Annotated in this window: 23 protein-coding genes; all 23 read right to left on the reverse strand. The window is 52.5% G+C overall.

Annotated elements, in window-relative coordinates:
* Positions 1-455: 455 nt before the first annotated feature.
* The gene (locus N0M98_RS07480; protein ID WP_259617442.1) at positions 456-1,970 is read right to left on the reverse strand and encodes an NADH-quinone oxidoreductase subunit N; all 1,515 of its coding nucleotides are present in this window, start codon (positions 1,968-1,970) and stop codon (positions 456-458) included.
* Positions 1,971-1,974: 4 nt separating this feature from the next.
* On the reverse strand, positions 1,975-3,603 hold the full coding sequence (locus tag N0M98_RS07485) for a complex I subunit 4 family protein (protein ID WP_259617443.1): 1,629 nt from the start codon (positions 3,601-3,603) through the stop codon (positions 1,975-1,977).
* Positions 3,593-5,476 (reverse strand): NADH-quinone oxidoreductase subunit L, encoded by a 1,884-nt coding sequence (nuoL, locus tag N0M98_RS07490; RefSeq protein ID WP_259617444.1) that lies wholly within the window; start codon positions 5,474-5,476, stop codon positions 3,593-3,595. Before nuoL ends, N0M98_RS07485 begins: the two co-directional genes overlap by 11 nt.
* A 75-nt stretch (positions 5,477-5,551) precedes the next feature.
* On the reverse strand, positions 5,552-5,863 hold the full coding sequence (gene nuoK, locus N0M98_RS07495; RefSeq protein ID WP_249860195.1) for an NADH-quinone oxidoreductase subunit NuoK: 312 nt from the start codon (positions 5,861-5,863) through the stop codon (positions 5,552-5,554).
* 4 nt (positions 5,864-5,867) lie between these two features.
* A complete protein-coding gene (locus N0M98_RS07500; protein ID WP_259617445.1) occupies positions 5,868-6,392 on the reverse strand; it encodes an NADH-quinone oxidoreductase subunit J in 525 nt (174 codons plus the stop codon).
* 1 nt (position 6,393) lies between these two features.
* Positions 6,394-6,837 (reverse strand): NADH-quinone oxidoreductase subunit NuoI, encoded by a 444-nt coding sequence (gene nuoI, locus N0M98_RS07505; RefSeq protein ID WP_249860197.1) that lies wholly within the window; start codon positions 6,835-6,837, stop codon positions 6,394-6,396.
* A gap of 30 nt (positions 6,838-6,867) precedes the next feature.
* Positions 6,868-7,899 (reverse strand): NADH-quinone oxidoreductase subunit NuoH, encoded by a 1,032-nt coding sequence (nuoH, locus tag N0M98_RS07510; protein ID WP_249860198.1) that lies wholly within the window; start codon positions 7,897-7,899, stop codon positions 6,868-6,870.
* Positions 7,899-8,999, reverse strand: coding sequence for an NADH-quinone oxidoreductase subunit D (locus N0M98_RS07515; RefSeq protein ID WP_249860199.1), 1,101 nt, complete (start codon positions 8,997-8,999; stop codon positions 7,899-7,901). Before N0M98_RS07515 ends, nuoH begins: the two co-directional genes overlap by 1 nt.
* Before the next feature lie 6 nt (positions 9,000-9,005).
* The gene (locus N0M98_RS07520) at positions 9,006-10,010 is read right to left on the reverse strand and encodes an NADH-quinone oxidoreductase subunit C (protein WP_310943295.1); all 1,005 of its coding nucleotides are present in this window, start codon (positions 10,008-10,010) and stop codon (positions 9,006-9,008) included.
* Positions 10,007-10,525 carry a NuoB/complex I 20 kDa subunit family protein gene (locus tag N0M98_RS07525; RefSeq protein WP_249860200.1) on the reverse strand — a complete coding sequence of 173 codons (519 nt, stop codon included), beginning with the start codon at positions 10,523-10,525 and terminating at the stop codon, positions 10,007-10,009. Before N0M98_RS07525 ends, N0M98_RS07520 begins: the two co-directional genes overlap by 4 nt.
* On the reverse strand, positions 10,510-10,875 hold the full coding sequence (locus tag N0M98_RS07530; RefSeq protein ID WP_249860201.1) for an NADH-quinone oxidoreductase subunit A: 366 nt from the start codon (positions 10,873-10,875) through the stop codon (positions 10,510-10,512). Before N0M98_RS07530 ends, N0M98_RS07525 begins: the two co-directional genes overlap by 16 nt.
* Positions 10,876-11,332: 457 nt before the next feature.
* Positions 11,333-11,734, reverse strand: coding sequence for a F0F1 ATP synthase subunit epsilon (locus N0M98_RS07535; RefSeq protein WP_249866357.1), 402 nt, complete (start codon positions 11,732-11,734; stop codon positions 11,333-11,335).
* 154 nt (positions 11,735-11,888) lie between these two features.
* The gene (atpD, locus tag N0M98_RS07540) at positions 11,889-13,295 is read right to left on the reverse strand and encodes a F0F1 ATP synthase subunit beta (RefSeq protein WP_249860202.1); all 1,407 of its coding nucleotides are present in this window, start codon (positions 13,293-13,295) and stop codon (positions 11,889-11,891) included.
* Positions 13,296-13,416: 121 nt separating this feature from the next.
* Complete coding sequence (gene atpG, locus N0M98_RS07545) at positions 13,417-14,274, reverse strand: ATP synthase F1 subunit gamma (RefSeq protein ID WP_249860203.1); 858 nt, start codon at positions 14,272-14,274, stop codon at positions 13,417-13,419.
* A gap of 124 nt (positions 14,275-14,398) precedes the next feature.
* The gene (gene atpA, locus N0M98_RS07550) at positions 14,399-15,913 is read right to left on the reverse strand and encodes a F0F1 ATP synthase subunit alpha (protein ID WP_249860204.1); all 1,515 of its coding nucleotides are present in this window, start codon (positions 15,911-15,913) and stop codon (positions 14,399-14,401) included.
* Positions 15,914-15,929: 16 nt separating this feature from the next.
* Positions 15,930-16,481: a F0F1 ATP synthase subunit delta gene (locus N0M98_RS07555; protein ID WP_259617446.1), complete on the reverse strand. Its 552-nt coding sequence runs from the start codon at positions 16,479-16,481 to the stop codon at positions 15,930-15,932.
* Complete coding sequence (gene atpF, locus N0M98_RS07560; RefSeq protein ID WP_249860206.1) at positions 16,478-16,963, reverse strand: F0F1 ATP synthase subunit B; 486 nt, start codon at positions 16,961-16,963, stop codon at positions 16,478-16,480. Before atpF ends, N0M98_RS07555 begins: the two co-directional genes overlap by 4 nt.
* 117 nt (positions 16,964-17,080) lie before the next feature.
* Positions 17,081-17,299 (reverse strand): F0F1 ATP synthase subunit C, encoded by a 219-nt coding sequence (atpE, locus tag N0M98_RS07565; RefSeq protein WP_144847632.1) that lies wholly within the window; start codon positions 17,297-17,299, stop codon positions 17,081-17,083.
* A 74-nt stretch (positions 17,300-17,373) separates the two neighbouring features.
* Complete coding sequence (gene atpB, locus N0M98_RS07570) at positions 17,374-18,141, reverse strand: F0F1 ATP synthase subunit A (protein ID WP_249860207.1); 768 nt, start codon at positions 18,139-18,141, stop codon at positions 17,374-17,376.
* 34 nt (positions 18,142-18,175) lie between these two features.
* On the reverse strand, positions 18,176-18,559 hold the full coding sequence (locus tag N0M98_RS07575) for an ATP synthase subunit I (protein ID WP_249860208.1): 384 nt from the start codon (positions 18,557-18,559) through the stop codon (positions 18,176-18,178).
* Positions 18,552-18,785 (reverse strand): AtpZ/AtpI family protein, encoded by a 234-nt coding sequence (locus tag N0M98_RS07580; RefSeq protein WP_249860209.1) that lies wholly within the window; start codon positions 18,783-18,785, stop codon positions 18,552-18,554. Before N0M98_RS07580 ends, N0M98_RS07575 begins: the two co-directional genes overlap by 8 nt.
* 173 nt (positions 18,786-18,958) lie before the next feature.
* Positions 18,959-20,101, reverse strand: coding sequence for a non-hydrolyzing UDP-N-acetylglucosamine 2-epimerase (wecB, locus tag N0M98_RS07585; protein WP_249860210.1), 1,143 nt, complete (start codon positions 20,099-20,101; stop codon positions 18,959-18,961).
* A gap of 49 nt (positions 20,102-20,150) precedes the next feature.
* Positions 20,151-20,780: a uracil phosphoribosyltransferase gene (gene upp, locus N0M98_RS07590; protein ID WP_259617447.1), complete on the reverse strand. Its 630-nt coding sequence runs from the start codon at positions 20,778-20,780 to the stop codon at positions 20,151-20,153.
* Positions 20,781-20,934 lie beyond the last annotated feature (154 nt).

Consider the following 20,934-nt stretch of genomic DNA (forward strand, 5'->3'; position numbering starts at 1 on the left):
TCTCATTGTACCATTTATCACAAGCCCAGTCATGTAATTTTAGCCCTAAAATAAGGCATATTAGCATCACTTTCGGCCGTTTTGACCGCTTTAAGCGAAATGAATAATTCACAGCTTCCATTCTATAGATTTATCGTTAAATCTGCGCTTCGTTTGTATTTTGGGCGGACTCTTTCAACACGAATTTCGAAGGCGGCCGCTATCACTTCTCTCCTTACCCAGGGAAACCCGAAATTTTATAAATCCTGTGAACAAATCCACCAAAAGCGACATGATGCTCTGAAGCTTATTCCGTCCGCATCCAGCCTACTAACCATTCCTCTGGGATCGTTATATGGGTAGACATTACCTTCGGGGGAGCCCCCGGATATCCACACATCATTTCCTAAACAATTAAAAAAGCCCAATCATCCTGAACCGCAGGACAATTGGACTTATGTTCAGAAGCCTCAGCCTTAGCTGAAGAAAAACAAATCTTGCGTCAAGGCAAATATCCGGTCGATCCAGCCCAGCACCCATTGCGGCACGATCCCGAGCAGCAAGCTGGCACCCGCGCATAACCACAGGGTGATACCCAGCGGTACGGGCACGATGACGTCGCGGGACTCGAAGTCCGTCCGCATGAACATCTGACGGATAAACCCGAAGTAATAGTAAAACGAAGTTACGCTCGTGGCGATCATAACCGCCGCTAACCAGTAATGCTGCGTCTGCAAGGTACCCAGCATAATGAACAGCTTCCCGAAGAACCCGCCGGACAAAGGCAATCCCGCCAAGGACAGCAGCAGGAATACGGCAGCTACGGCCGTTCCGGGCGCGCGGTAGTACAAACCCGCCAAACCTCCGATCGATTCGTCGCCCGTGGAACGCTCTATAATCATAAGCAGAGCGAATATGCCGATGTTCATAAACAAATACGCAATCAAGTAAAAGGCGAATTCTGCGAAGTTCGTATAATGCACCATCGAAAATTGCGTCGAAATGGGAACCAGCAAATAACCCGAGTTGGCAATCCCCGAATAAGCCAGCAACCGTTTCAGGTTATTTTGCCTAAGAGCGGTGAAATTACCGAGAATCATTGCCGCCGCTGCGACAACCATAAGCGCGAGCAGCATATCTCCATGGAACGGCAATTCCATTAACGAGCCGATTCCGAATATGCCATACAGCACTCGGAACAATATAGCGAAGGCCGCCGCTTTAGATACAACGGCCAGAAAAGCCGTTACCGGGGTCGGCGCTCCTTGGTAGACGTCAGGCGCCCACATATGGAATGGCGCCGCCGCTATTTTGAACCCGAAGCCTGCGAGCAGCAGGAAAAAAGAGACGTATAGGAACGGCAGCATCGCCTGCGCGTTTTGCCCGAGCGCGGTATTGATCTCGGCAATGCTGGTGGAACCGCTCATGCCGTACAGGAAGGACATGCCATACAAAATGATCGCCGACGAAATCCCGCCCAGCACAATATACTTGAACGATCCCTCGTTCGAACGCAGATCTTTCTTACGCATCGCCACCAATATGTACGAGGTGATGCTGAGCAGCTCAAGACCGACGTACAGCGTAATGAGATCGCCGGAGGAAGCCATAATCATCCCGCCGAGCGTAGCCGGCAAAAGCAGGTAATAAAACTCGCCGACATGCGGCACTTCCTCTTCCTTCACGGTGCCGAGACTCATGAACGTGACGAGGCCTGCGCCTGTGAGCAAAATCAGCTTCATGATACCGGCGAAATCGTCGATGCGATAGCTGTAATCCAGCAGCTGCTTCGGTTCGGCAGGATTCAAATAACCGATGACGAATAAGCCGGAGATGACGATGCCGACCAGCGATAACCAACCCAGAATCGTCCGGTTCGTCTGCTTGGGCATCAGAAGATCGAGCAGCGATAAGATGACCGCAGCAATAACCAAAGTCAGCTCCGGTGCCAAGTATCCGAGATCGCTCCATTGGAGACGTAGTTGTTCCACCGGTCTAACCCCCTATCTTCACTACGGATTGAATGAACTGATCGAAGCTGCTGACGGTTTGTTGCAGCGGATCGCTCAGCACCGCAGGATAAATGCCCAGCACAACGATAAAGGCAGCCAGAGTGACCATTGGAATGGCCTCCATCAGACGAGCGTCGCGCATACTGTCGGACGGGAGCGCTGGCGGCCCGTAGGTCATGCTGAGAACCCCCCGAAGGACATACACAGCGGTCAATATAACGCCGACCGTCCCGACGACCGTAATGATTTTGGCGGTCTGGAACAAACCGACGAAAGCGAGAAATTCGCTGACGAATCCCGATAATCCCGGCAAGCCCAGCGAAGCCATCCCGGCCAGCAGCAAAATCCCGGAAAGAAACGGCACATTTTTGGCCAGCCCGCCGAGCTGGTCCAGCATCGTCGTCTGCGTCCTCTCGTAGATGGCGCCTACGAGCAGGAACATGAGGGCCGAGATCAAGCCGTGAGAGACAAGCTGGAATACGGCGCCGCTCATTCCTACCGTATTGAAGGCCGCGATCCCCAGCAGCACGATGCCCATATGGCTAATACTGGAATAAGCCAGCACCAGCTTAAAATCCTTCTGCACAAAAGCCAACACGGCCCCGTACAAAATATTGATAACCCCCAGCACCGCCAGTACCGTGGCCCATGCCGTCGCCTGCTCGGGAAAGAGCAGTACGCCGAAGCGGATCAAGCCGTAAGCGCCCATTTTCAGCAAAATGCCGGAGTGAATCATAACGATAGACGGAGGAGCTTCGGTATGGACCCGCAGCATCCACGTGTGGAACGGAAAAATCGGCAGCTTGATGCCGAACGCCACCAGCAGCATGATGAATAAGGTCCATTTCATCGCCCCGCTTAAGAAGAACGGGTTGCCCTCCAAATCGCCCTGATTGACGTAGGAGCCTTCGCCTTGGAACAGATGGCCTGTAATGACGCTTAAGTCGCCGCTGTAAAAGATCGATGTCCCGCTATCGTTGGACACTTGCCCGAAGCCCGCCGTACAAATAAGAATGAGAAAGGCGATAAGCATGATGGCCGAGCCCAAACCGTTATACAACAAAAATTTGTTGGCCGCCCGTTCGCGTTCCATGTAGCCCCATATGCCGATCAGGAAAAACACCGGAATCAGCGTAACCTCGAAGAAGACGAAGAACAAGAACAAATCCTGCGCCATAAAGACGCCGAACATCCCGGTTTCCAGCAGGAGGAACAGAATGTAATACGACTTCCATCTTTTCTTAATGTAGATGGATGCCAGAGCCGCCATGGAAGCGACCAGTGCGGTCAGGAATACCAGCGGCAGCGACAACCCGTCGACCGCCATCGTGTACTTGAATTCAAGAAAGAACGACGTCATCTGATTCAAGCCCTGGGCTTCATGATTGAGCGGTATTCGAATCCAGCTGTAATCTTCCTTGAACTGCATGCCCTCCAGTTGGTGATTGAAGACCGCGTACAGCCATGCCGACAAAATCAGCGGAATGAAGGTCGCGGCAATTCCGACGGTCTTGATCCAGCGGCCTTGATGCTTCGGCACGAAGAGCAGCACCAGAACGCCCAGCAGCGGCGAGAAGGTTATCAGCGATAAAATATGTAAGCTATCCTGCATGGATAAACCTCCTTCCTGCTATAGCCAGCACCAGAATGAGCAATCCGAGCAAAGTCGCAAGCCCGTAGGACTGCACCTGCCCGCTCTGGAGACGGGAGCCGACGCGCCCGATTCCGACGACCGAGTAAGCAGCCAGCCTCACGATGCCGTCGACGACATACTCGTCGAACAGATTTAAGATTAATCCGAGAAACTTCAAAGACCTGACGAAGATCGCCTGATAAATCTCATCGATATAATATTTGCGGTTGAGCAGCCGGTATAGCCATGGCGCCCGGCTCGATACGACGTCGCTCGGAATCGATTGCTTCACATAGATCAAATAGCCGAGCCCGATCCCCAGCAATCCGACCACCGTAGACAAGATCATCACGACGGCGTTCGCATGCTCTTCCTCCGCATGACCGGTCAGCCAAGTGCCGAGCCACGGGCTGAACGGCGTGAACACGAATCCTGCGACAACGGCCAATACCGCCAACACGACAAGCGGCAGCGTCATGCTGGCCGGCGACTCGTGCACCTTCTCCTGATGCCGCGGTTTGCCCAAGAAGACGAGGAAGAACAGCCTCGACATATAAAAGGCGGTGAAGAAGGCGGCAATGAGGCCGACCCAGAACAGCAACGGGCTATTCGCATAAGCTTCCGAAAGAATGGCGTCTTTGGACCAGAAGCCCGAGAACGGAGGAATTCCTGACAGCGCCAGCGCGCCGATGCCGAACGTCCACGCCGTTATTTTCATTTTCCGGCCGATGCCGCCCATCTCGTGAATATCCTGCGTATGCACGGCGTGAATGACGCTGCCCGCGCCGAGGAACAATAACGCCTTAAAGAACGCATGAGTGAAAAAGTGAAAAATCCCGGCCGTGTAAGCAACCGAAGTCCCGATCCCCAGCGCCATCATCATGTAGCCAAGCTGACTAACGGTGGAGTAGGCAAGTATCCGCTTAATATCGTTTTGCGCAATCCCTATCGTAGCTGCAAAAATCGCCGTAAACCCGCCTATACACGCAACTACCGTCAGCGCCGCCGGAGACGCCTGGAATACGTCGAAGGTGCGCGCCACCAGATAGACGCCCGCCGCAACCATTGTCGCCGCATGGATCAGCGCACTGATCGGCGTCGGCCCTTCCATCGCGTCAGGAAGCCACGTATGCAGCGGAAACTGGCCGGATTTGCCGACCGCTCCGACAAAGATCAAGATGGCGATCCATGTGGCCATGCCGCCGGATATTTTGCCGCTGCTGAACGCATTATGAATGGACGTGAAGTCTAGCGCATGATTCGGCATCGCCCAGAACAGCAGCAAAATCGCGATCAAGAGACCTACATCGCCGATTCTTGTCACGATAAAAGCCTTTTTGGCTGCGGCGCGAGCTTCCGGCTTGAAGTACCAGAAGCCGACCAGCAGGAAGGAACATACGCCCACCAGCTCCCAAAATATATACAGCTCCAGCAAATTTTCCGAAATGACAAGCCCCAGCATAGAGAACGTAAACAAGGCTATGTATGCAAAAAATACGTTGATCCTCTCGTCGCCGTGCATATACCCTTTGGAATACAAATTGACCAGCAAGCTGACCAGCGTCACGATGACGAGCATCAGCGCGTTTAAATTGGTCACTTCAAATCCCATATTGAAGGAAAACGTACCGAGATTGATCCAATGCAGCTTATTCCACGTATAATCTTCAATTTGCCCGCCCAGCCGTTCGATGAAAATGAGCAGAGACACGACAAACGAAGCGAAAACCGCAACAATGCCGATATAAGCGCCCGCTTCTTTCAATTGACGCCCTACTGCCGTCAGGAGCAGAAACGAAAGCAGCGGAAACAACGGGATAAGCCAGGCATACTGCGAGTAGGCCGATATCATGAATTTATGTCCTCCTCCTACAAGTTTGCGTCAGCAAGCTTACCTCGGGCTCCCGAGTAAGCCCGCGCCCGCAAGCTATCGTTTCAACGAATCCATTTCGTTGACATCCGTCGTTCCTTTGTTGCGGTAAAACGCAATCAAAATCGCTATGCCGACCGCAGCCTCCGCCGCGGCTATCGTAATGTTAAACAGCGAGAAAATTTGCCCCGTCAGGCTAGGCTGAACGCCCAGCTTGGAGAAGGCGACGAGATTCAAATTGACGGCATTGAGCATAAGCTCGATGGAGAGCAGCACGATCACCGCATTTTTTTTGGATAAAGCGCCGTACAAACCGATACAAAACAGGATGGCAGCAAGAGTCAAATATGGGGTTGCCGATCCGGCCATGCTTTTAGTCCTCCTCTCTCTTCGCCACGACGATCGCACCGATGAAGGCTACGGTCAAGAGCACCGACATCAGCTCGAACGGAATGACATGCCGTTGGAACAGCAGCTTGCCGATCTCCAGCGTGTTGTCCTCCGCCGCCTTGAACTCGCCGCCGGGCAGCGTCACGTTTTGGATCGCATAGAAGAGAATCCCGAACAGCGCCAGCGCGCCGATAAACAGCAGCGTGTTATAGACCGGACGCTTCGGCTCCTCTTCTTCGCCCTGATGCTTGGTCATCATAATCCCGAAAATCATCAGAATCGAGATGGCTCCGGCGTAAATGAGCACCTGCACGAAGGCGACGAACTCCGCATTCAGAATGACGTACAAGCCGGCCAGGCTGATAAACGTCAGCGCCAAGGCAACTACCATGTGGACGACCTTATTGAAGCTGATCATGAAAATCGCTCCGCCTATCGCCATCAGGGCAAAAATGAAGAAGGCGATATTTTCACCGCTTGACAGAAACGCCGCAATATTGGCCAGCATCTTATTTCGCCCCTCCTTTCGGAAGCGCCGAATTGTTCTCCTTGCGCACATTCACATTGTTCTCGTTCAGCCACTGCAAATTTTTGAACAAATCGTCGCGGCTGTATGCGCTCAGCTCAAAGTTGTTCGTCATGACGATCGCTTCGGTCGGGCATACTTCCGTACACAGGTCGCACAAGATGCAGATTTCAAAGTTAATATCGTACGTGTCGATCACCTTGCCCTTTTTTTCGGGGTCGGGGTTCGGCTTGCCGGTTAATGTAATGCATTCCGTCGGGCAAATGCGCGCGCATTGATTACAGACGATGCATTTGTCAGGATCAAAATGCTGAATGCCTCTGAACCGGTCCGGCATCTCCAAGGGGACGTCGGGATACGCATAGGTCACTTTTTTCTGCGTCATGCTTTTCAGGGTAACGCCGAGACCTTTGACTATGCCTTTCATGATTTCTCACCCTTTCCAAAGCATCATGGTTTATTTAAAAAAGTAAACCGACATCACAGGCCCGATACTCATGTAAATCGCCGTTACGAAAATGTTGATCAGCGCCAGCGGCAGCAGCACCTTCCAGCCGAGCCCCATCAGCTGATCGACCCGAATCCGCGGCAGCGTGGCGCGAATCCAGAACAGGAAAAACACGATGAACGCGAACTTCAGCAAAAACCAGATGATCCCCGGGATAAAATCGAGGAACGGAAACGGCGACTGCCAGCCTCCGAGAAACAAAGTCGTCGTCAGTCCGGCGATGGCGAAGACGTACACATATTCCGCCAGCATGAAGAACGCGAACCGGAAGCCGCTGTACTCCACGTGATACCCGGCCACAAGCTCCGACTCCGCTTCGGGAAGGTCGAAAGGGGTCCGGTTCAGCTCGGATACGCCCGCTATGACGAAGACGACGAAGCCGATGATTTGCGGCAGGAAGTTCCAATGCCAGAAGCCGCCTGCCTGATGCTCGGCAATCACATTCAAATTCAAGCTGCCCGTCATCATAATGATGCCGATAACCGAGATGACGAGCGGAATCTCATAGCTAATCATTTGCGCGGCGGAGCGCATGCCCCCGAGGAGCGCATATTTGTTATTGGAAGCCCAGCCTCCGAGCACGATGCCGATCGTGGAAATGCCCGACAAAGCCACGTAAAACAGCAAGCCGACGTTCAAGTCGGTGCTGATCAGCTTCTCCGAATACGGAATGACCGCTATGACGACGAAAGCCGGAATGAACGTGATAACGGGCGCGAGAATGAACAGCTCCCGTTCCGCCTTTCGCGGAATCGTGTCTTCCTTAATCAGCAGCTTGAATACGTCCGCCACCGTCTGCAGCAGCCCTAACGGCCCTACCCGGTTCGGCCCGATCCGAAGCTGCATCCAGCCGATCACCTTGCGTTCGAAATAAATGGCATACGTAACGAAGCCCAGAACAAGAAGCAACAATACGACGCCCCAAGCGCAAAAAATCGCAAAATTCGTCCACGTGAGCGGTTCATGCAATATACTGCTCATTAGCAGTCCACCTCCCCGACGACAATATCGATGCCTCCGAGTATTGTGATCAAATTGGTCATCGTCTCGCCGACGAGCAGCTTCGGAAGAATTTGCAGGTTGACGAACGACGGTCTGCGGAACTTCAGCCGATACGGCTTATCCTTGCCCTTGGATACGATATAACAGCCGATCTCGCCGCGAGGCGCTTCGATTCGGGCGTAAACCTCGCCCTCGGGCGCGCGAAGAACGCGAGGCACCTTGCCCATAATCTCGCCCTCGGCAGGAAATTGCTCTACGGCCTGCTCCAATATGCGCAGCGACTGCCGCATCTCCTCAAACCGGATTAAATAACGGTCGTAGCAATCGCCGTTCGTCCCAACGGGAACGTCGAACTCGAAGCGGTCGTACAAGCAGTAAGGCTGGTCCTTCCGAAGATCCCAATTGACCCCCGTACAGCGCAGATTGGCTCCGCTCAGCCCGTAGGCAATCGCCGTCTCCGCATCGTATTTGCCTATGCCCTTGATTCTGGCGAGAAAAATTTCGTTGCCGCTGACCAAATTGGTGTACTCATCCAGCTTATCCCTCATATAAGGAATAAAATCGCGAACCTTCTCGATCCACCCCTCCGGTGCGTCCCATTTCACGCCGCCGACCCGCATGTAGTTATAAGTCAGACGCGCACCGCACAGCTCGTTAAACAAATTGATGATGATTTCCCGATCGCGGAATGCATACAAAAACGGGCTCATCGCCCCGATATCCAGCAAATAGGTGCCCCACCATACCATATGACTGGCAATCCGCTGCAGCTCCATCACGATGAGCCTTAAGAAATCGGCCCGTTCCGGAATTTCCAGCTGCATCAGCTTCTCCACGGCGTGAACCAGCACATAGTTGTTGGTCATCGCCGAAACGTAATCCATTCGATCGGTATACGGAATAATTTGCGTATAGGATAAATTTTCGGCGAGCTTCTCCGTCCCTCTGTGCAAATAGCCCATCACCGGGTCTGCGTGGGTTATAATTTCACCATCGAGCTTAACCACGATCCGAAATACCCCGTGGGTACTTGGATGCTGAGGCCCTACGTTCAACAGCAGTTCTTCCGTTCTAATCAAGAGACTCTACACCTCCGGGTCAAGCGGTTCATAGTCTTTGCGCAGCGGGTGGCCCACCCAATCGTCGGCCATCATAATTCTTCTCAAATCCGGATGTCCCGGGAAATCGATGCCCAGCAAATCGTATATTTCGCGTTCGTTCCAATTGGCGGTCGGCCAAATCGGCGTCACCGAAGGAATCGACGGAGCTTCGCGGTTCGTCTTAACCTTGATGCATACTTCATGCTTCGTATCCAGCGCGAGCAGATGATAAGCGACCTCCATATGGGTTTCTTGGTCGACGCCGGATACGTTGCGCAAATAGTTCATACGAAACTCGCTGTCGTCCCTCAGCTGTTCGGCCGCTGCGGGCCACAGTTCACTTTTAATGACTATATAAGGAAGATGTCCGTCCTTCTCGTTAACAAAAGCCTCCTCCACCGCCGCATCGCCATGCTGCGCCTTCAACAAGGCAACCCATTGATCCAGCCGCGGCTGATTGGGAGACGGCTGCTTAGGCGCAGCCTCTTCGCCCTCCGGCTTTTTGGCACGTGCGTTCGCTCTGGCCGCGCGGGCTTCCGCCGCCGCCTTCGCTTTGGCTTCCTTCTCCGCGTCCGAAGGAACGGCCCGTTCGGCGGCCGGAGCATCCGACGGCTCCTTGCCGGGGGCCGCCGCAGCCGGATCAGCCGGATCAGCCGGATCGGCGGCATCGGCCGCCGCCCTGGCCCTCCGGCGCGGGGTGGCTTCCGGCTTCGCGGAAGCTTCCGTGCCTGCCTCGCCGCCGGGTTCATCCGGCTTGGCCGCCGCCGCTGGGGCCGCTCCTTCCGGCGTCTCGGCGCTTGCAGCCGGCTTCTGCTCCTGCGGAGCCTGCGCCTGCGCTTCGGCAGCTTCCGCCGCCTTGGATTCAGGCTGCTCCGAAGCTTGAGCCTCCGGCTCGGGCTTCGCTTCCTCGGCGGCCGTCTCCCCCTCCTTCGGCTTCACGGCTTCCTCGTCCGCCTTCGGGAGCATATCCTTCTTCTGTTCATCGCTCATCGATTCGTCACCTGCTTACCGGTTTTTGCCTCGTAGCGGATCTTTTCCTGCAGCTTGTTGATTCCATAGATCAGCGCCGCCGGATTCGGCGGACAACCGGGAATATAGACGTCGACCGGCACGACCTGATCGACGCCCTTGACCACCGCGTACGATTTGACGTACGGACCTCCCGCCGTAGCACAGGAGCCCATCGCAATCACCCATTTCGGCTCCGGCATTTGCTCATACAAGCGGCGCAGCAGCGGCGCCATCTTCTTCGTCACCGTGCCGGCGACGATCATCACATCGGACTGTCTGGGCGACGTACGGAAAATAACGCCGAACCGGTCAAGGTCGTAGTGGGAAGCCCCGGTCCCCATCATCTCGATAGCGCAGCAGGCAAGACCGAACGTTAGCGGCCACAGCGAGTTGCTTCGCGCCCATGCCTTGATTTGCTCCAATGTCGTCATAAATACATTACGATCCAGCTCTTGTCTCTCTTCCGGGGAAATCGACTCTAAATTGAAGTCCATTGCAGCACCTTCTTCTTCCAAGCGTAGATTAACCCAACCACAAGCAGCCCTACAAAAATGCACATCTCTACAAGCGCAAACAAGCCTAATTGCTTATACGCAACGGCCCATGGGTACAAAAATACAGTTTCCACATCGAAAATAACAAACATCAGCGCAAACAAATAATAGCGGATATTGAAGCGCACATGGCTTTCGCCGACAGGCTCATTACCGCTTTCATAAGTGGTATACTTCTCCTCCACCGGCTTGTTCGGGCGAAGCCATCGTCCCACTGTAAGCGCTACAATTGGAAGCAACACACCAAGCACGAGAAAAATCGCAACGACCACGTAACTGTTCATGTACATCGTGAACGATCCGCCTCCCATTTACGTTTTGGAAAGTATGTACTCCAGCAAGCATGTGCAGACTCATCGTGCTGAACGAGGAGGGCTTGTTCTGTTCTTGTTTCCATTGTAAGCGCGAACAAGATGAATTTCCCTGCAGACTCATCTAACGATACCTTATCATGCACAACACTTCTGTTAATATATGTCTAAGCAATTATATCAAATGCCTGTTGGGGTGTCTAATATTTCCTGTAAGAAACAAATCCCCCAAAAGTGACGTGATGCTCTGAAGCTTATTCCGTCCGCATCCAGCTTCGGCTGGATCGGCGCCTAACCAATCCCCCGGGATCGTTCTATGGTTAGACATTACTTTCGGGGGAGCCCCCGGATATCCAAAGGAATTGCTGTGCATCATTTCCTATAACAAAAAAAGCGAAGGAACCCGGTTCCTCCGCTATTTCTTTCGTTCCAACTTCTATTTTCTCCCAAAAACCTCGATCCGATTCAATGCTTTTTGCAAAGCCAGTTCCGCCCGTTTGAAATCGTAATGGTCCTTTTTGGACGCCAAACGTTTCTCCGCGCGTTCCTTGGCCGCCTTGGCACGCTCGATATCGATTTGTTCCGGCAGCTCAGCGCTTTCCGCCAGAATAACCACCTTATCTTTGCGGACTTCCATGAAGCCACCGTTCACCGCAATATAATGATCTTTACCGCTTTGCTTCACGGTAACCGGCGCAACTCTCAATGGAGTAACCAAAGGAATGTGATTCGGCAGAATACCAAGCTCTCCATCGACGCCCTTGACGATAATCATGTTTACCTCTTGAGCAAACACTTTACGCTCGGGAGTTACAATTTCCAGCAGGAAAGTACTCACTTGGATTCCTCCTAAGAACCTTTCTTTACGAAAAGTCCACTTCGTAGGCATAAATCGGAGCCTATTCGAGCATAGCCCGTTCTTCAGCCTCTAGTACACCAGTATCTTTATTGGCTCGTTCAGGCATGATCGCTCATGCCTAAACGACGTCATATTACAATGTTTTCGCTTTTTCGATCGCTTGCTCGATCGTACCTACGTTATGGAAAGCCGGTTCCGGAAGATCGTCATGCTTGCCTTCCAAAATTTCTTTAAAGCTGCGAACCGTTTCTTTAACTGGCACATACAATCCAGGAATACCGTTGAACGCCTCGGCCACGTGAAGCGGCTGGGACAAGAACAATTGAATCCGTCTTGCGCGGAGTACGACCAATTTATCGTCGTCGGACAACTCGTCCATACCAAGGATTGCAATGATATCAAGCAATTCTTTATAACGCTGCAAAATTTTCTTAACGCCTTGCGCTACGTTGTAGTGCTCTTCGCCAAGAATTTCCGGCGTCAGAATACGGGAAGAGGATGCGAGTGGATCTACCGCAGGGAAAATACCCATCGCCGCAATGTTACGCTCCAAGTTCGTCGTTGCGTCCAAGTGAGCGAACGCCGTAGCCGGAGCCGGGTCAGTATAGTCATCCGCAGGCACGTAGATCGCTTGGATCGACGTAACGGAACCTTTTTTGGTCGAAGTGATACGCTCTTGCAATTGACCCATCTCGGTTGCCAGCGTCGGCTGGTAACCTACCGCCGAAGGCATACGGCCGAGAAGCGCGGATACCTCGGAACCCGCTTGGGTAAAGCGGAAAATGTTGTCGATAAACAAAAGAACGTCACGGCCTTCTTCATCGCGGAAATACTCCGCCATCGTCAAGCCCGTCAAAGCTACGCGCAAACGCGCGCCAGGAGGCTCGTTCATTTGCCCGAACACCATTGCGGTTTTGGAAATAACGCCGGATTCTTTCATCTCGTGGTACAAGTCGTTACCTTCGCGAGTTCTTTCGCCTACGCCGGCGAATACCGAAATACCGCCGTGCTCGGAAGCGATGTTATGAATGAGCTCCTGCATCGTTACCGTTTTACCTACGCCGGCACCGCCGAACAGACCGATTTTACCGCCTTTTGCGTATGGAGCCATCAAATCGATAACCTTGATCCCGGTTTCCAGAATTTCCGCTTGCGTCGACAAATTGTCGAACGCCGGAGCTTCCTTATGGATCGGGCTGGTCAATGCGCGGTCCACTTCGTCCACGCCGTCGATCGGATTGCCCAATACGTTAAATACACGGCCCAGAGTAGCCGCACCGACAGGAACGGTAATCGCCGCACCGGTATCGACCGCTTCCAAACCGCGAACCAAACCGTCGGTAGAAGACATCGCAACGCAGCGAACCAGATTGTCGCCCAGATGAACAGCAGCTTCAACTGTCAGGTTGATATCATGTTCGCCTGAATTTTCCGCTTTTTTCTCGATTCTAATCGCATTTAAAATTTCAGGGAGGTGTCCACGCTCGAACTCAATGTCGACGACCGGCCCTGTGATATTCACAACGCGCCCTTTGCTCACTGTTTTCCCTCCTAAAAGCTCTGCCCTTGGACAAAAGCTGCTTCATATCATCGGCTTCGCTCAGCTCGCAGCTTCGCGTCGCCGTAGCCGTTCTTCATTTATCGCTCAACTGCAAACCGTTCTATGCTTGTGCGTTCGCACCCGCAACGATCTCAGAGATTTCCTGAGTGATCGCCGCCTGCCGCGCACGGTTATAAGACAAGGTCAATCCGCTGATCATCTTCGTCGCGTTCTTGGTCGCGTTGCTCATCGCGGTCATTCTCGCGCCGAACTCGCTCGCTTTACCGTCCAGAACCGCGCTGTAGATCAACGTTTCCGCATATTTAGGCAGAAGCACTTCCAACACGCCCTCCGGAGAAGGCTCGTACTCGTAGTTGGACACTACCGCTCCGCTCATATCTTCCATCGGCAGAAGCTGCTTCATTGTCGGTATTTGAGTAATTGCATTCACGAACTTGTTATACACCAGGTATAACTGGTCGTAAGAACCGTTCTCGAAATTCTTCACTGCAGCGGCGGCAACCGGTCTTATGTCTGCAAATGTCGGCGAATCGGAAAGACCTACGACTTCCTCAACGATCGAAATGTTGCGCTTGTTAAAGAAATCTCTTCCTTTACGTCCGATGACAAAGACGGCGTACTCGCTCGGAGAACTATGTCTCTCTTTGATTTCAGCCATTACTTTACGAAGCACGTTCGCATTGTACCCGCCGGCCAAGCCGCGGTCCGAGGTTACCACCAAATAACCGGTTCTCTTTACCTCGCGGTTTTGCAGCATCGGATGCTTAACGCCTTTCGTTCCCGCAGCGATGCTTCCGACCACTTCCTTCAGCTTATCCGCATAAGGACGTGCTGCTTCCGCTGCCTCCTGCGCTCTTCTCAGACGGGAAGCGGCGACCATCTCCATCGCTTTGGTAATCTGCTTCGTGCTTTGTTTGGACTTAATCTCGCGCTTAATCTCGCGCATCCCTTTTGCCATGCCTGTTCACCTCTCTCTCGAAGCTTCCCCCGCCTGGAGGAAAGCCTTCACTCGAAAAGCCTGTTAAAAGACTTATAATGGAACACCGAGCTTCTCAGCCGAGAAGCTCCGATGGTTTTATATGCTACGCGGATGGCGCGAATCCTTTTTTGAACTGCGCAATCGCATCTTTCAATGCGTTTTCGTTATCCGACGTCAAATCTTTCGTGTCGCGGATATTTTGCAGGACTCCGGCATGGTTGGATTCGAGGAACGCCAGGAATTCCGATTCGAAACGGCGAACGTCTTGCACCGGCAGATCGTCCAGATGGCCTCTTACGACGGTGTAGATCGAAACGACTTGCTTCTCAACCGGAAGCGGCTGGTGAACGCCCTGCTTCAAAATTTCCAGCGTACGCAGACCGCGGTCCAAACGATTTTTGGTCGCTTTGTCCAAATCGGAACCGAACGCTGCGAACGCAGCCAGCTCACGGTATTGGGCAAGGTCGGTTTTGAGCGTACCGGCAACCTTTTTCATCGCTTTGATTTGAGCGGAGCTACCTACCCGGGATACGGAGATACCGACGTTAACCGCCGGACGTTGACCGGAGTAGAACAGGTCGGACTCAAGGAAGATCTGACCGTCCGTAATCGAAATTACGTTCGTTGGGATATAGGCGGATACGTCGCCGGCTTGCGTTTCGATGAACGGAAGCGCGGTCAGCGATCCGGCGCCAAGCTCATCGCTCAGCTTAGCTGCACGCTCGAGCAAACGGGAGTGCAGGTAGAAAACGTCGCCCGGATAAGCTTCCCGACCCGGAGGACGGCGGAGCAGCAAGGACAGCTCGCGGTATGCAGCCGCTTGTTTGGACAAGTCGTCATAAACGATCAGCACGTGCTCGCCTTTGTACATGAAATATTCGCCCATTGCGCAGCCTGCGAAAGGAGCAAGCCACAGCATCGGAGCAGGCTCGGAAGCACTTGCCGTTACGACGATGGTATAATCCATAGCGCCGGCTTTGCGCAGTGTTTCCACTACGTTAACGACGGTGGATTGCTTTTGGCCGATCGCAACGTAAATACATTTTACGCCGTTGCCTTTTTGGTTGATGATCGTATCGATCGCAATCGCCGTTTTACCCGTTTGACGGTCGCCGATAATCAATTCCCGCTGACCGCGGCCGATAGGAATCATCGCGTCGATCGCTTTAATACCGGTTTGCATAGGCTCATGAACCGATTTACGGGCCATAACGCCTGGAGCCGGGGATTCAATAGGACGGAAAGCCGACGCATTGATAGGACCTTTGCCGTCGACCGGTTGTCCCAGCGGATTTACTACGCGGCCGATCAGTTCTTCCCCTACGGGAACTTCCATAATGCGGCCTGTGCGTTTGACTTGGTCGCCTTCGCGGATATCCTTGAAAGGCCCCAAAATAACGATACCTACGTTGCTTTCCTCGAGGTTAAACACATAGCCCAGTACCCCGTTAGGAAACTCAAGCAATTCGCCCGCCATGGCGTTCTCCAAGCCGTGAGCGCGAGCGATACCGTCACCAACCTGAATCACCGTACCAACGTCAACGACTTGGATTTCGGATTTATATTGTTCAATCTGCTGCTTAATCAGCGTGCTGATTTCTTCCGGTTTGATACTCAAACTTCCTCACCCCTATCTACAGTGCTTGAGATTGATTCAACGTTTTTTTCAACCGTTCAAGCTTGCCGGCCAAGCTTCCGTCATACAGACGGTCGCCGATGCGCACTTGAATGCCGCCGAGCAAGCTTTTATCGAGAACCGATTCGACACGGATTTGTTTGCCTGTCACTGCGCTGAATTTTGCCGCGATGCTGCCAAGCTCCGTTTCGGACAAATCCACCGGCGTATAGACGGTAGCTTTCGCTTGACCGAGCGCGTCGCTTGCAATCGCCGTAAAATACGTTGCCAGCGCGTCCAGCAGCTCTTCTCTGCCCTTTTCGACAAGAAGCAGCAGCGTGTTAAACGTAATTGCCGACAGCTTGCCTTCAAAAATCGACTTGAGCATCGTCGCTTTCGCTTCGGCTCCGATTCCCGGATGCTTAACAAGCTTCGCGAAATCGCCGTTATCTCTCAGAACCGCAGCTACGGACTGCAGCTCCTCTTCCACCTGCGCGATCAAGTTTTGCTCTTGCGCAAGCTCGAACAGCGCTTTCGCATATCTTTTGGCTACGATCGTATCCTGGCTCATTGGTTGCCTCCTACCTCTTTCAGGTAATGCTCAACCAACTGCTCTTGAGATTTCTCGTCGATTTGTTTTTCGATAATTTTCGATGCGATCATAACGGACATCGCGCTCACTTGGCTGCGAAGTGCGGCAATCGCCTTGTTCTTCTCGTTCTCGATATCGCGAAGCGCCTCGTCTTTCAAGCGGGTAGCTTCGTTTTTAGCCTGCAGGATGATCTCATCCGCCTGCTTGGAGCTGGTCACTTTCGCCTGCTCGATCATATCGTAAGCTTCTTTGCGAGCTTGTTGAATCGCTTCTTTTTGCTCGTTCAGCAGTTGTTCGGATTCTTTGCGGTTTTGTTCCGCGCTTTGAATTTGATCTTGGATATGCGTTCTGCGTTTTTCCATCATACCGAACAAAGGACCGAAAGCATATTTGCTCAGCAGGAAGTAAAGAACCAGAAACGCGATAAGCTGAATAATAAACGTAGACGGAATAAAATTCATCTAAGTGTCACTCCCTTCTGAGAGGTTTACTGGTTACTGTTCAGCCCGAGAGGGCCACGCACAGCTTGCTATGGGCAAAACGAAGGCGGAGGCTACAAGGCTTCCCCGCCCATCGAACTATTTCAATACGAAAGTGAACAGTAACGCAAATACGAGGGAGATAACCGGCAATGCCTCGACAAGACCTACCCCGATAAACATTGTCGTTTGAAGCGTACCGCGAAGCTCTGGCTGACGGGAAATACCTTCGATTGCACGACCTACGATCAAACCGTTACCGATACCTGCGCCAAGCGCACCCAAACCAATCGCAATTGCTGCTGCAAGAAATTCCATGGATAAAATCCTCCTCAAAATGGTTAAATGTTTTTTATTGGATCAATCAGCCTGTAGTAAAGACTGTGTTTGATTTAGTGATCTTCTTTGTGCTCAATAGCCTGAGACAAGTATACCATTGTCAAAATGGTAAAGACGAACGCCTGAATGGCACCGACGAAAACGGAGAACCCTTGCCATACGATCAGCGGAATAACTCCCAACGGTCCTGCCATCAAGATAACGCCGATCAGAACCTCGCCGGCATAAATGTTACCGAATAACCGCAAGCCGAGCGTCAAGAGTTTGGAAACCTCTTTGATCACGTTCAGCGGGAACATCGCCCAATGCGGTTCCACATAGTGTTTCAGGTAATGCTTCGTGTTGCGGGTCAAGCCCAGGTAATGGGACATCACGATAACCATCAGAGCCAAAGCCATAGTAACGGCAACGTCAGCTGTAGGCGACTTCCACCAAGCGATAGCAAGGTGCTGACCTTTCTCGTGAGCCTCGTTGAACACTTGCTCCGTAATGCCAAGACCCGGCAGCGGAGAAGTTACCTCCGTTGTAATCCCTAACGGCAAACCAAGCATATTGCCAACGAAGATAAACATGATCAAGGTAATGCCGAGCATAAGGAACGACTTTCCTTTTTTCATATCCATTGTGCTGGCAATCAATCCATGAACGAACTCAACGATCCACTCGACAAAATTCTGCATTTTCCCCGGTTTGTCAACGGACAAGCGGCTGGTGCCCACTTTTGCCAAAATAAATACGATCAAGCTGGTTACGACGATCATGATGATCGCGGACAAATCGAATCTGATACCGCCTAATGTAATAATGGGCAATTCATGCATGCAGTTTGTTTCACCCCTTTCCCAAAATAATGTTTTACTTCTTCCTTGCCTTTAAAGTAGAAATAATACCCAATAGGAGTGTTGCCATCTGTACGAAAAATAACCCTGCCAGCGTTGTCGAAAATGCAACCTGCTGCTCATACTTGTAGGCCATTAAAACGGCTAACAGCGAAACGGAAGCGCGGGTAATGAAGCCCAAATTCACTTTCCGGTTCGATTTTTCCACGACCGCTTTGGTCAACTGCTCGATTTTCCAGGCCAAGTACCGTGAGTTGATCATGCTGACGACCGTGCCGAGAATGAGTCCGGCAAAGTATACGCGGTAGGCAGGCAAAACGGCCCATCCCATAAAGCAGAAGGACAAAAAAAATATGGTCATTCGTTGAACCGTTTTCAGATGGGCAGAGAAATCATCCATTAGAGCCCCCTGTGTACTTACGAAGTATGAGGATGACACTGAAAACACCTACGAAAAAACCAAACATAATCCCGGCCACCAACCAGATCGACTGGCCGCCGGTCCAGTCACGGAGCAGATTGCCTATCCAGTAACCGGCCAACATGCATACGATTAAATCCGCACCAATTGCACTCACTAAAGCTACAGCGCGCCATGGATCATCATCAAATCGCTGGTTTTTCATAAGCCACCCTTATCAATCCTAGTATATTTTATCGGAGCAGTATCATTTTTGTCAATTACCGAAGTTTGTTAACTAACAGTGATCAAAATCACAAAAACCTTGATGTATCAAGGTTTTTTGCGATTTCAAACCAAACAGTGTAACTGTACGCTGTAACGTTTGTCATGAGATTGTCACGGTTGAAACGGTTCAGGCCTTGCGGAGCCTCGTCCGAAATGGTAAAGGATGGCTTGAACGATACGTTCCGACGCTTTTCCGTCCCCGTACGGATTCGCCGCCCGGCTCATTTTTTCATACAAATCGCGGTCGGTGAGCAGCGCTTTGGCCCGCTCGTACACCTTCTCTTCGTTCGTTCCTACGAGCTCCAGCGTGCCCGCATCGATTCCCTCGGGACGCTCGGTCGTATCGCGCAGTACCAGCACAGGGATGCCGAAGGACGGGGCTTCTTCCTGAAGACCGCCGGAATCGGTCATAATCATGTAGGTTTGCGGATACAGATTATGCAGCTCGAATACGTCTAACGGATCAATCAGCTTAATGCGCGGATGGTCTCCGAGCATCTCGTGGGCCGGCTCCTTCACGGCAGGGCTCGGGTGTACCGGATAGACGATCGCGATATCGTCGAATTCGTCGGCGATCCGGCGGACGGCGCGGAAAATTTGCCGATGCGGCTCTCCCTGCGCTTCCCGGCGGTGAGCGGTCATCAGGATAAGACGCTTGCCCTTCGCCCACTCCAGCACGGGATGCTGGAAATCTTCCCGCACGGTATACTGGAATACGTCGGTTACGGTATTGCCCGTAATGAAGATGGACGCCTCCGGCTTGTTCTCCTTACGCAAATTGCTCGCCGACAGATCGGTCGGAGCAAAATGAAGATCCGACAGCACGCCGGTCAACTGACGGTTCATCTCTTCCGGATACGGCGACAGTTTGTTCCATGTGCGAAGTCCCGCTTCTACGTGACCCACATTGATTTGCTGCATGAAGGCGGCATAGCTCGCCAAAAAGGTCGTCAGCGTATCGCCGTGCACGAGCACAAGATCCGGCTTTTCCTCGCGGAATACGGGGTCCAGCCCCTGCAGTACGCGAATCGTGATCTCGTTAAGCGTCTGCCGGTCTTTCATGACGTCCAGATCGTAATCCGGCTTAATACCGAACGTATCGAGCACCTGATCGAGCAGCTCGCGGTGCTGCGCCGTCACGCATACGAGCGATTCGATCTGTTCCGGATGCTTTTGCAGCTCCAGCACGAGCGGAGCCATCTTGATCGCCTCGGGTCTGGTCCCGAAGATAGTGAATACTTTCAACTTGCTCATGCCCGGTTCCCCCTCAGGTTTCGTTCCCCTAAATGATTTCGTTCCGATATTATTTTGTTCCGAACAAGCGGTCGCCCGCATCGCCGAGCCCAGGGATAATGTACCCATGGTCGTCCAAATAATCGTCGATGGCGGCCACATAAATATCTACATCCGGATGCGCTTTCTGTACGGCCTGGATGCCTTCCGGCGCCGCAATCAGGCACATCAGCTTCATCTGCGTGCAGTTTCTGCTCTTCAGCGCGGTGATCGCCGCATTCGCCGAGCCTCCGGTGGCCAGCATCGGATCGATCACAATCAGTTCTCTCTCCTGAACATCGGTAGGCAGCTTCGCATAATACTCTACCGGCTCGAGCGTATCCGGATCGCGGTACAGACCGATATGGCCGACTTTGGCCGCCGGTACGAGCTTCAAAATACCGTCTACCATGCCAAGCCCCGCGCGCAAAATGGGAATCAGCCCTAGCATCCGCCCGGAGATGACGCGGCACTCTGCGGTGGCTACAGGCGTCTGAACCTGCACCTTCTGCAAAGGAATGTCTCTGGTAATCTCGTAAGCCATCAGGGTGGCCACTTCATCGACAAGTTCTCGAAAATCTTTGGTGGTGGTCGACGCATCCCGGATATAAGTCAGCTTATGCTGGATTAGCGGATGATCGCATACAAATACTTTTCCCATAGTAAGTCCCCTTTACGCCAAATCTTGTCTATTATACCACAATTGCAAGTCGTTATCCTAACAAGTTGTCATTTTTGCCGTCTCGTTCGTTGAACTGCCTAATAGCCCCCCCGCGCGGCAAAAAAGCCTCCTTCCGACGGCCGAATGCACAGCA

The sequence above is a fragment of the Paenibacillus doosanensis genome (assembly GCF_025060755.1).
In the GTDB taxonomy this organism is placed as follows: Bacteria; Bacillota; Bacilli; order Paenibacillales; family NBRC-103111; genus Paenibacillus_S; species Paenibacillus_S doosanensis.

Coding starts and splice junctions, on each gene's coding strand:
- nuoL (WP_259617444.1), bottom strand. CDS start 5,476: ATGATATCGGCCTACTCGCAGTATGCCTGGCTTATCCCGTTGTTTCCG.
- N0M98_RS07530 (WP_249860201.1), bottom strand. CDS start 10,875: ATGTACATGAACAGTTACGTGGTCGTTGCGATTTTTCTCGTGCTTGGT.
- N0M98_RS07525 (WP_249860200.1), bottom strand. CDS start 10,525: ATGGACTTCAATTTAGAGTCGATTTCCCCGGAAGAGAGACAAGAGCTG.
- N0M98_RS07520 (WP_310943295.1), bottom strand. CDS start 10,010: ATGAGCGATGAACAGAAGAAGGATATGCTCCCGAAGGCGGACGAGGAA.
- N0M98_RS07580 (WP_249860209.1), bottom strand. CDS start 18,785: ATGAAAAACCAGCGATTTGATGATGATCCATGGCGCGCTGTAGCTTTA.
- atpE (WP_144847632.1), bottom strand. CDS start 17,299: ATGGAATTTCTTGCAGCAGCAATTGCGATTGGTTTGGGTGCGCTTGGC.
- N0M98_RS07500 (WP_259617445.1), bottom strand. CDS start 6,392: ATGCTGGCCAATATTGCGGCGTTTCTGTCAAGCGGTGAAAATATCGCC.
- atpB (WP_249860207.1), bottom strand. CDS start 18,141: ATGCATGAATTGCCCATTATTACATTAGGCGGTATCAGATTCGATTTG.
- atpF (WP_249860206.1), bottom strand. CDS start 16,963: ATGAATTTTATTCCGTCTACGTTTATTATTCAGCTTATCGCGTTTCTG.
- nuoH (WP_249860198.1), bottom strand. CDS start 7,899: ATGAGCAGTATATTGCATGAACCGCTCACGTGGACGAATTTTGCGATT.
- N0M98_RS07555 (WP_259617446.1), bottom strand. CDS start 16,481: ATGAGCCAGGATACGATCGTAGCCAAAAGATATGCGAAAGCGCTGTTC.
- atpG (WP_249860203.1), bottom strand. CDS start 14,274: ATGGCAAAAGGGATGCGCGAGATTAAGCGCGAGATTAAGTCCAAACAA.
- N0M98_RS07575 (WP_249860208.1), bottom strand. CDS start 18,559: ATGGATGATTTCTCTGCCCATCTGAAAACGGTTCAACGAATGACCATA.
- upp (WP_259617447.1), bottom strand. CDS start 20,780: ATGGGAAAAGTATTTGTATGCGATCATCCGCTAATCCAGCATAAGCTG.
- nuoI (WP_249860197.1), bottom strand. CDS start 6,837: ATGAAAGGCATAGTCAAAGGTCTCGGCGTTACCCTGAAAAGCATGACG.
- nuoK (WP_249860195.1), bottom strand. CDS start 5,863: ATGGCCGGATCGGCAACCCCATATTTGACTCTTGCTGCCATCCTGTTT.
- wecB (WP_249860210.1), bottom strand. CDS start 20,101: ATGAGCAAGTTGAAAGTATTCACTATCTTCGGGACCAGACCCGAGGCG.
- N0M98_RS07485 (WP_259617443.1), bottom strand. CDS start 3,603: ATGCAGGATAGCTTACATATTTTATCGCTGATAACCTTCTCGCCGCTG.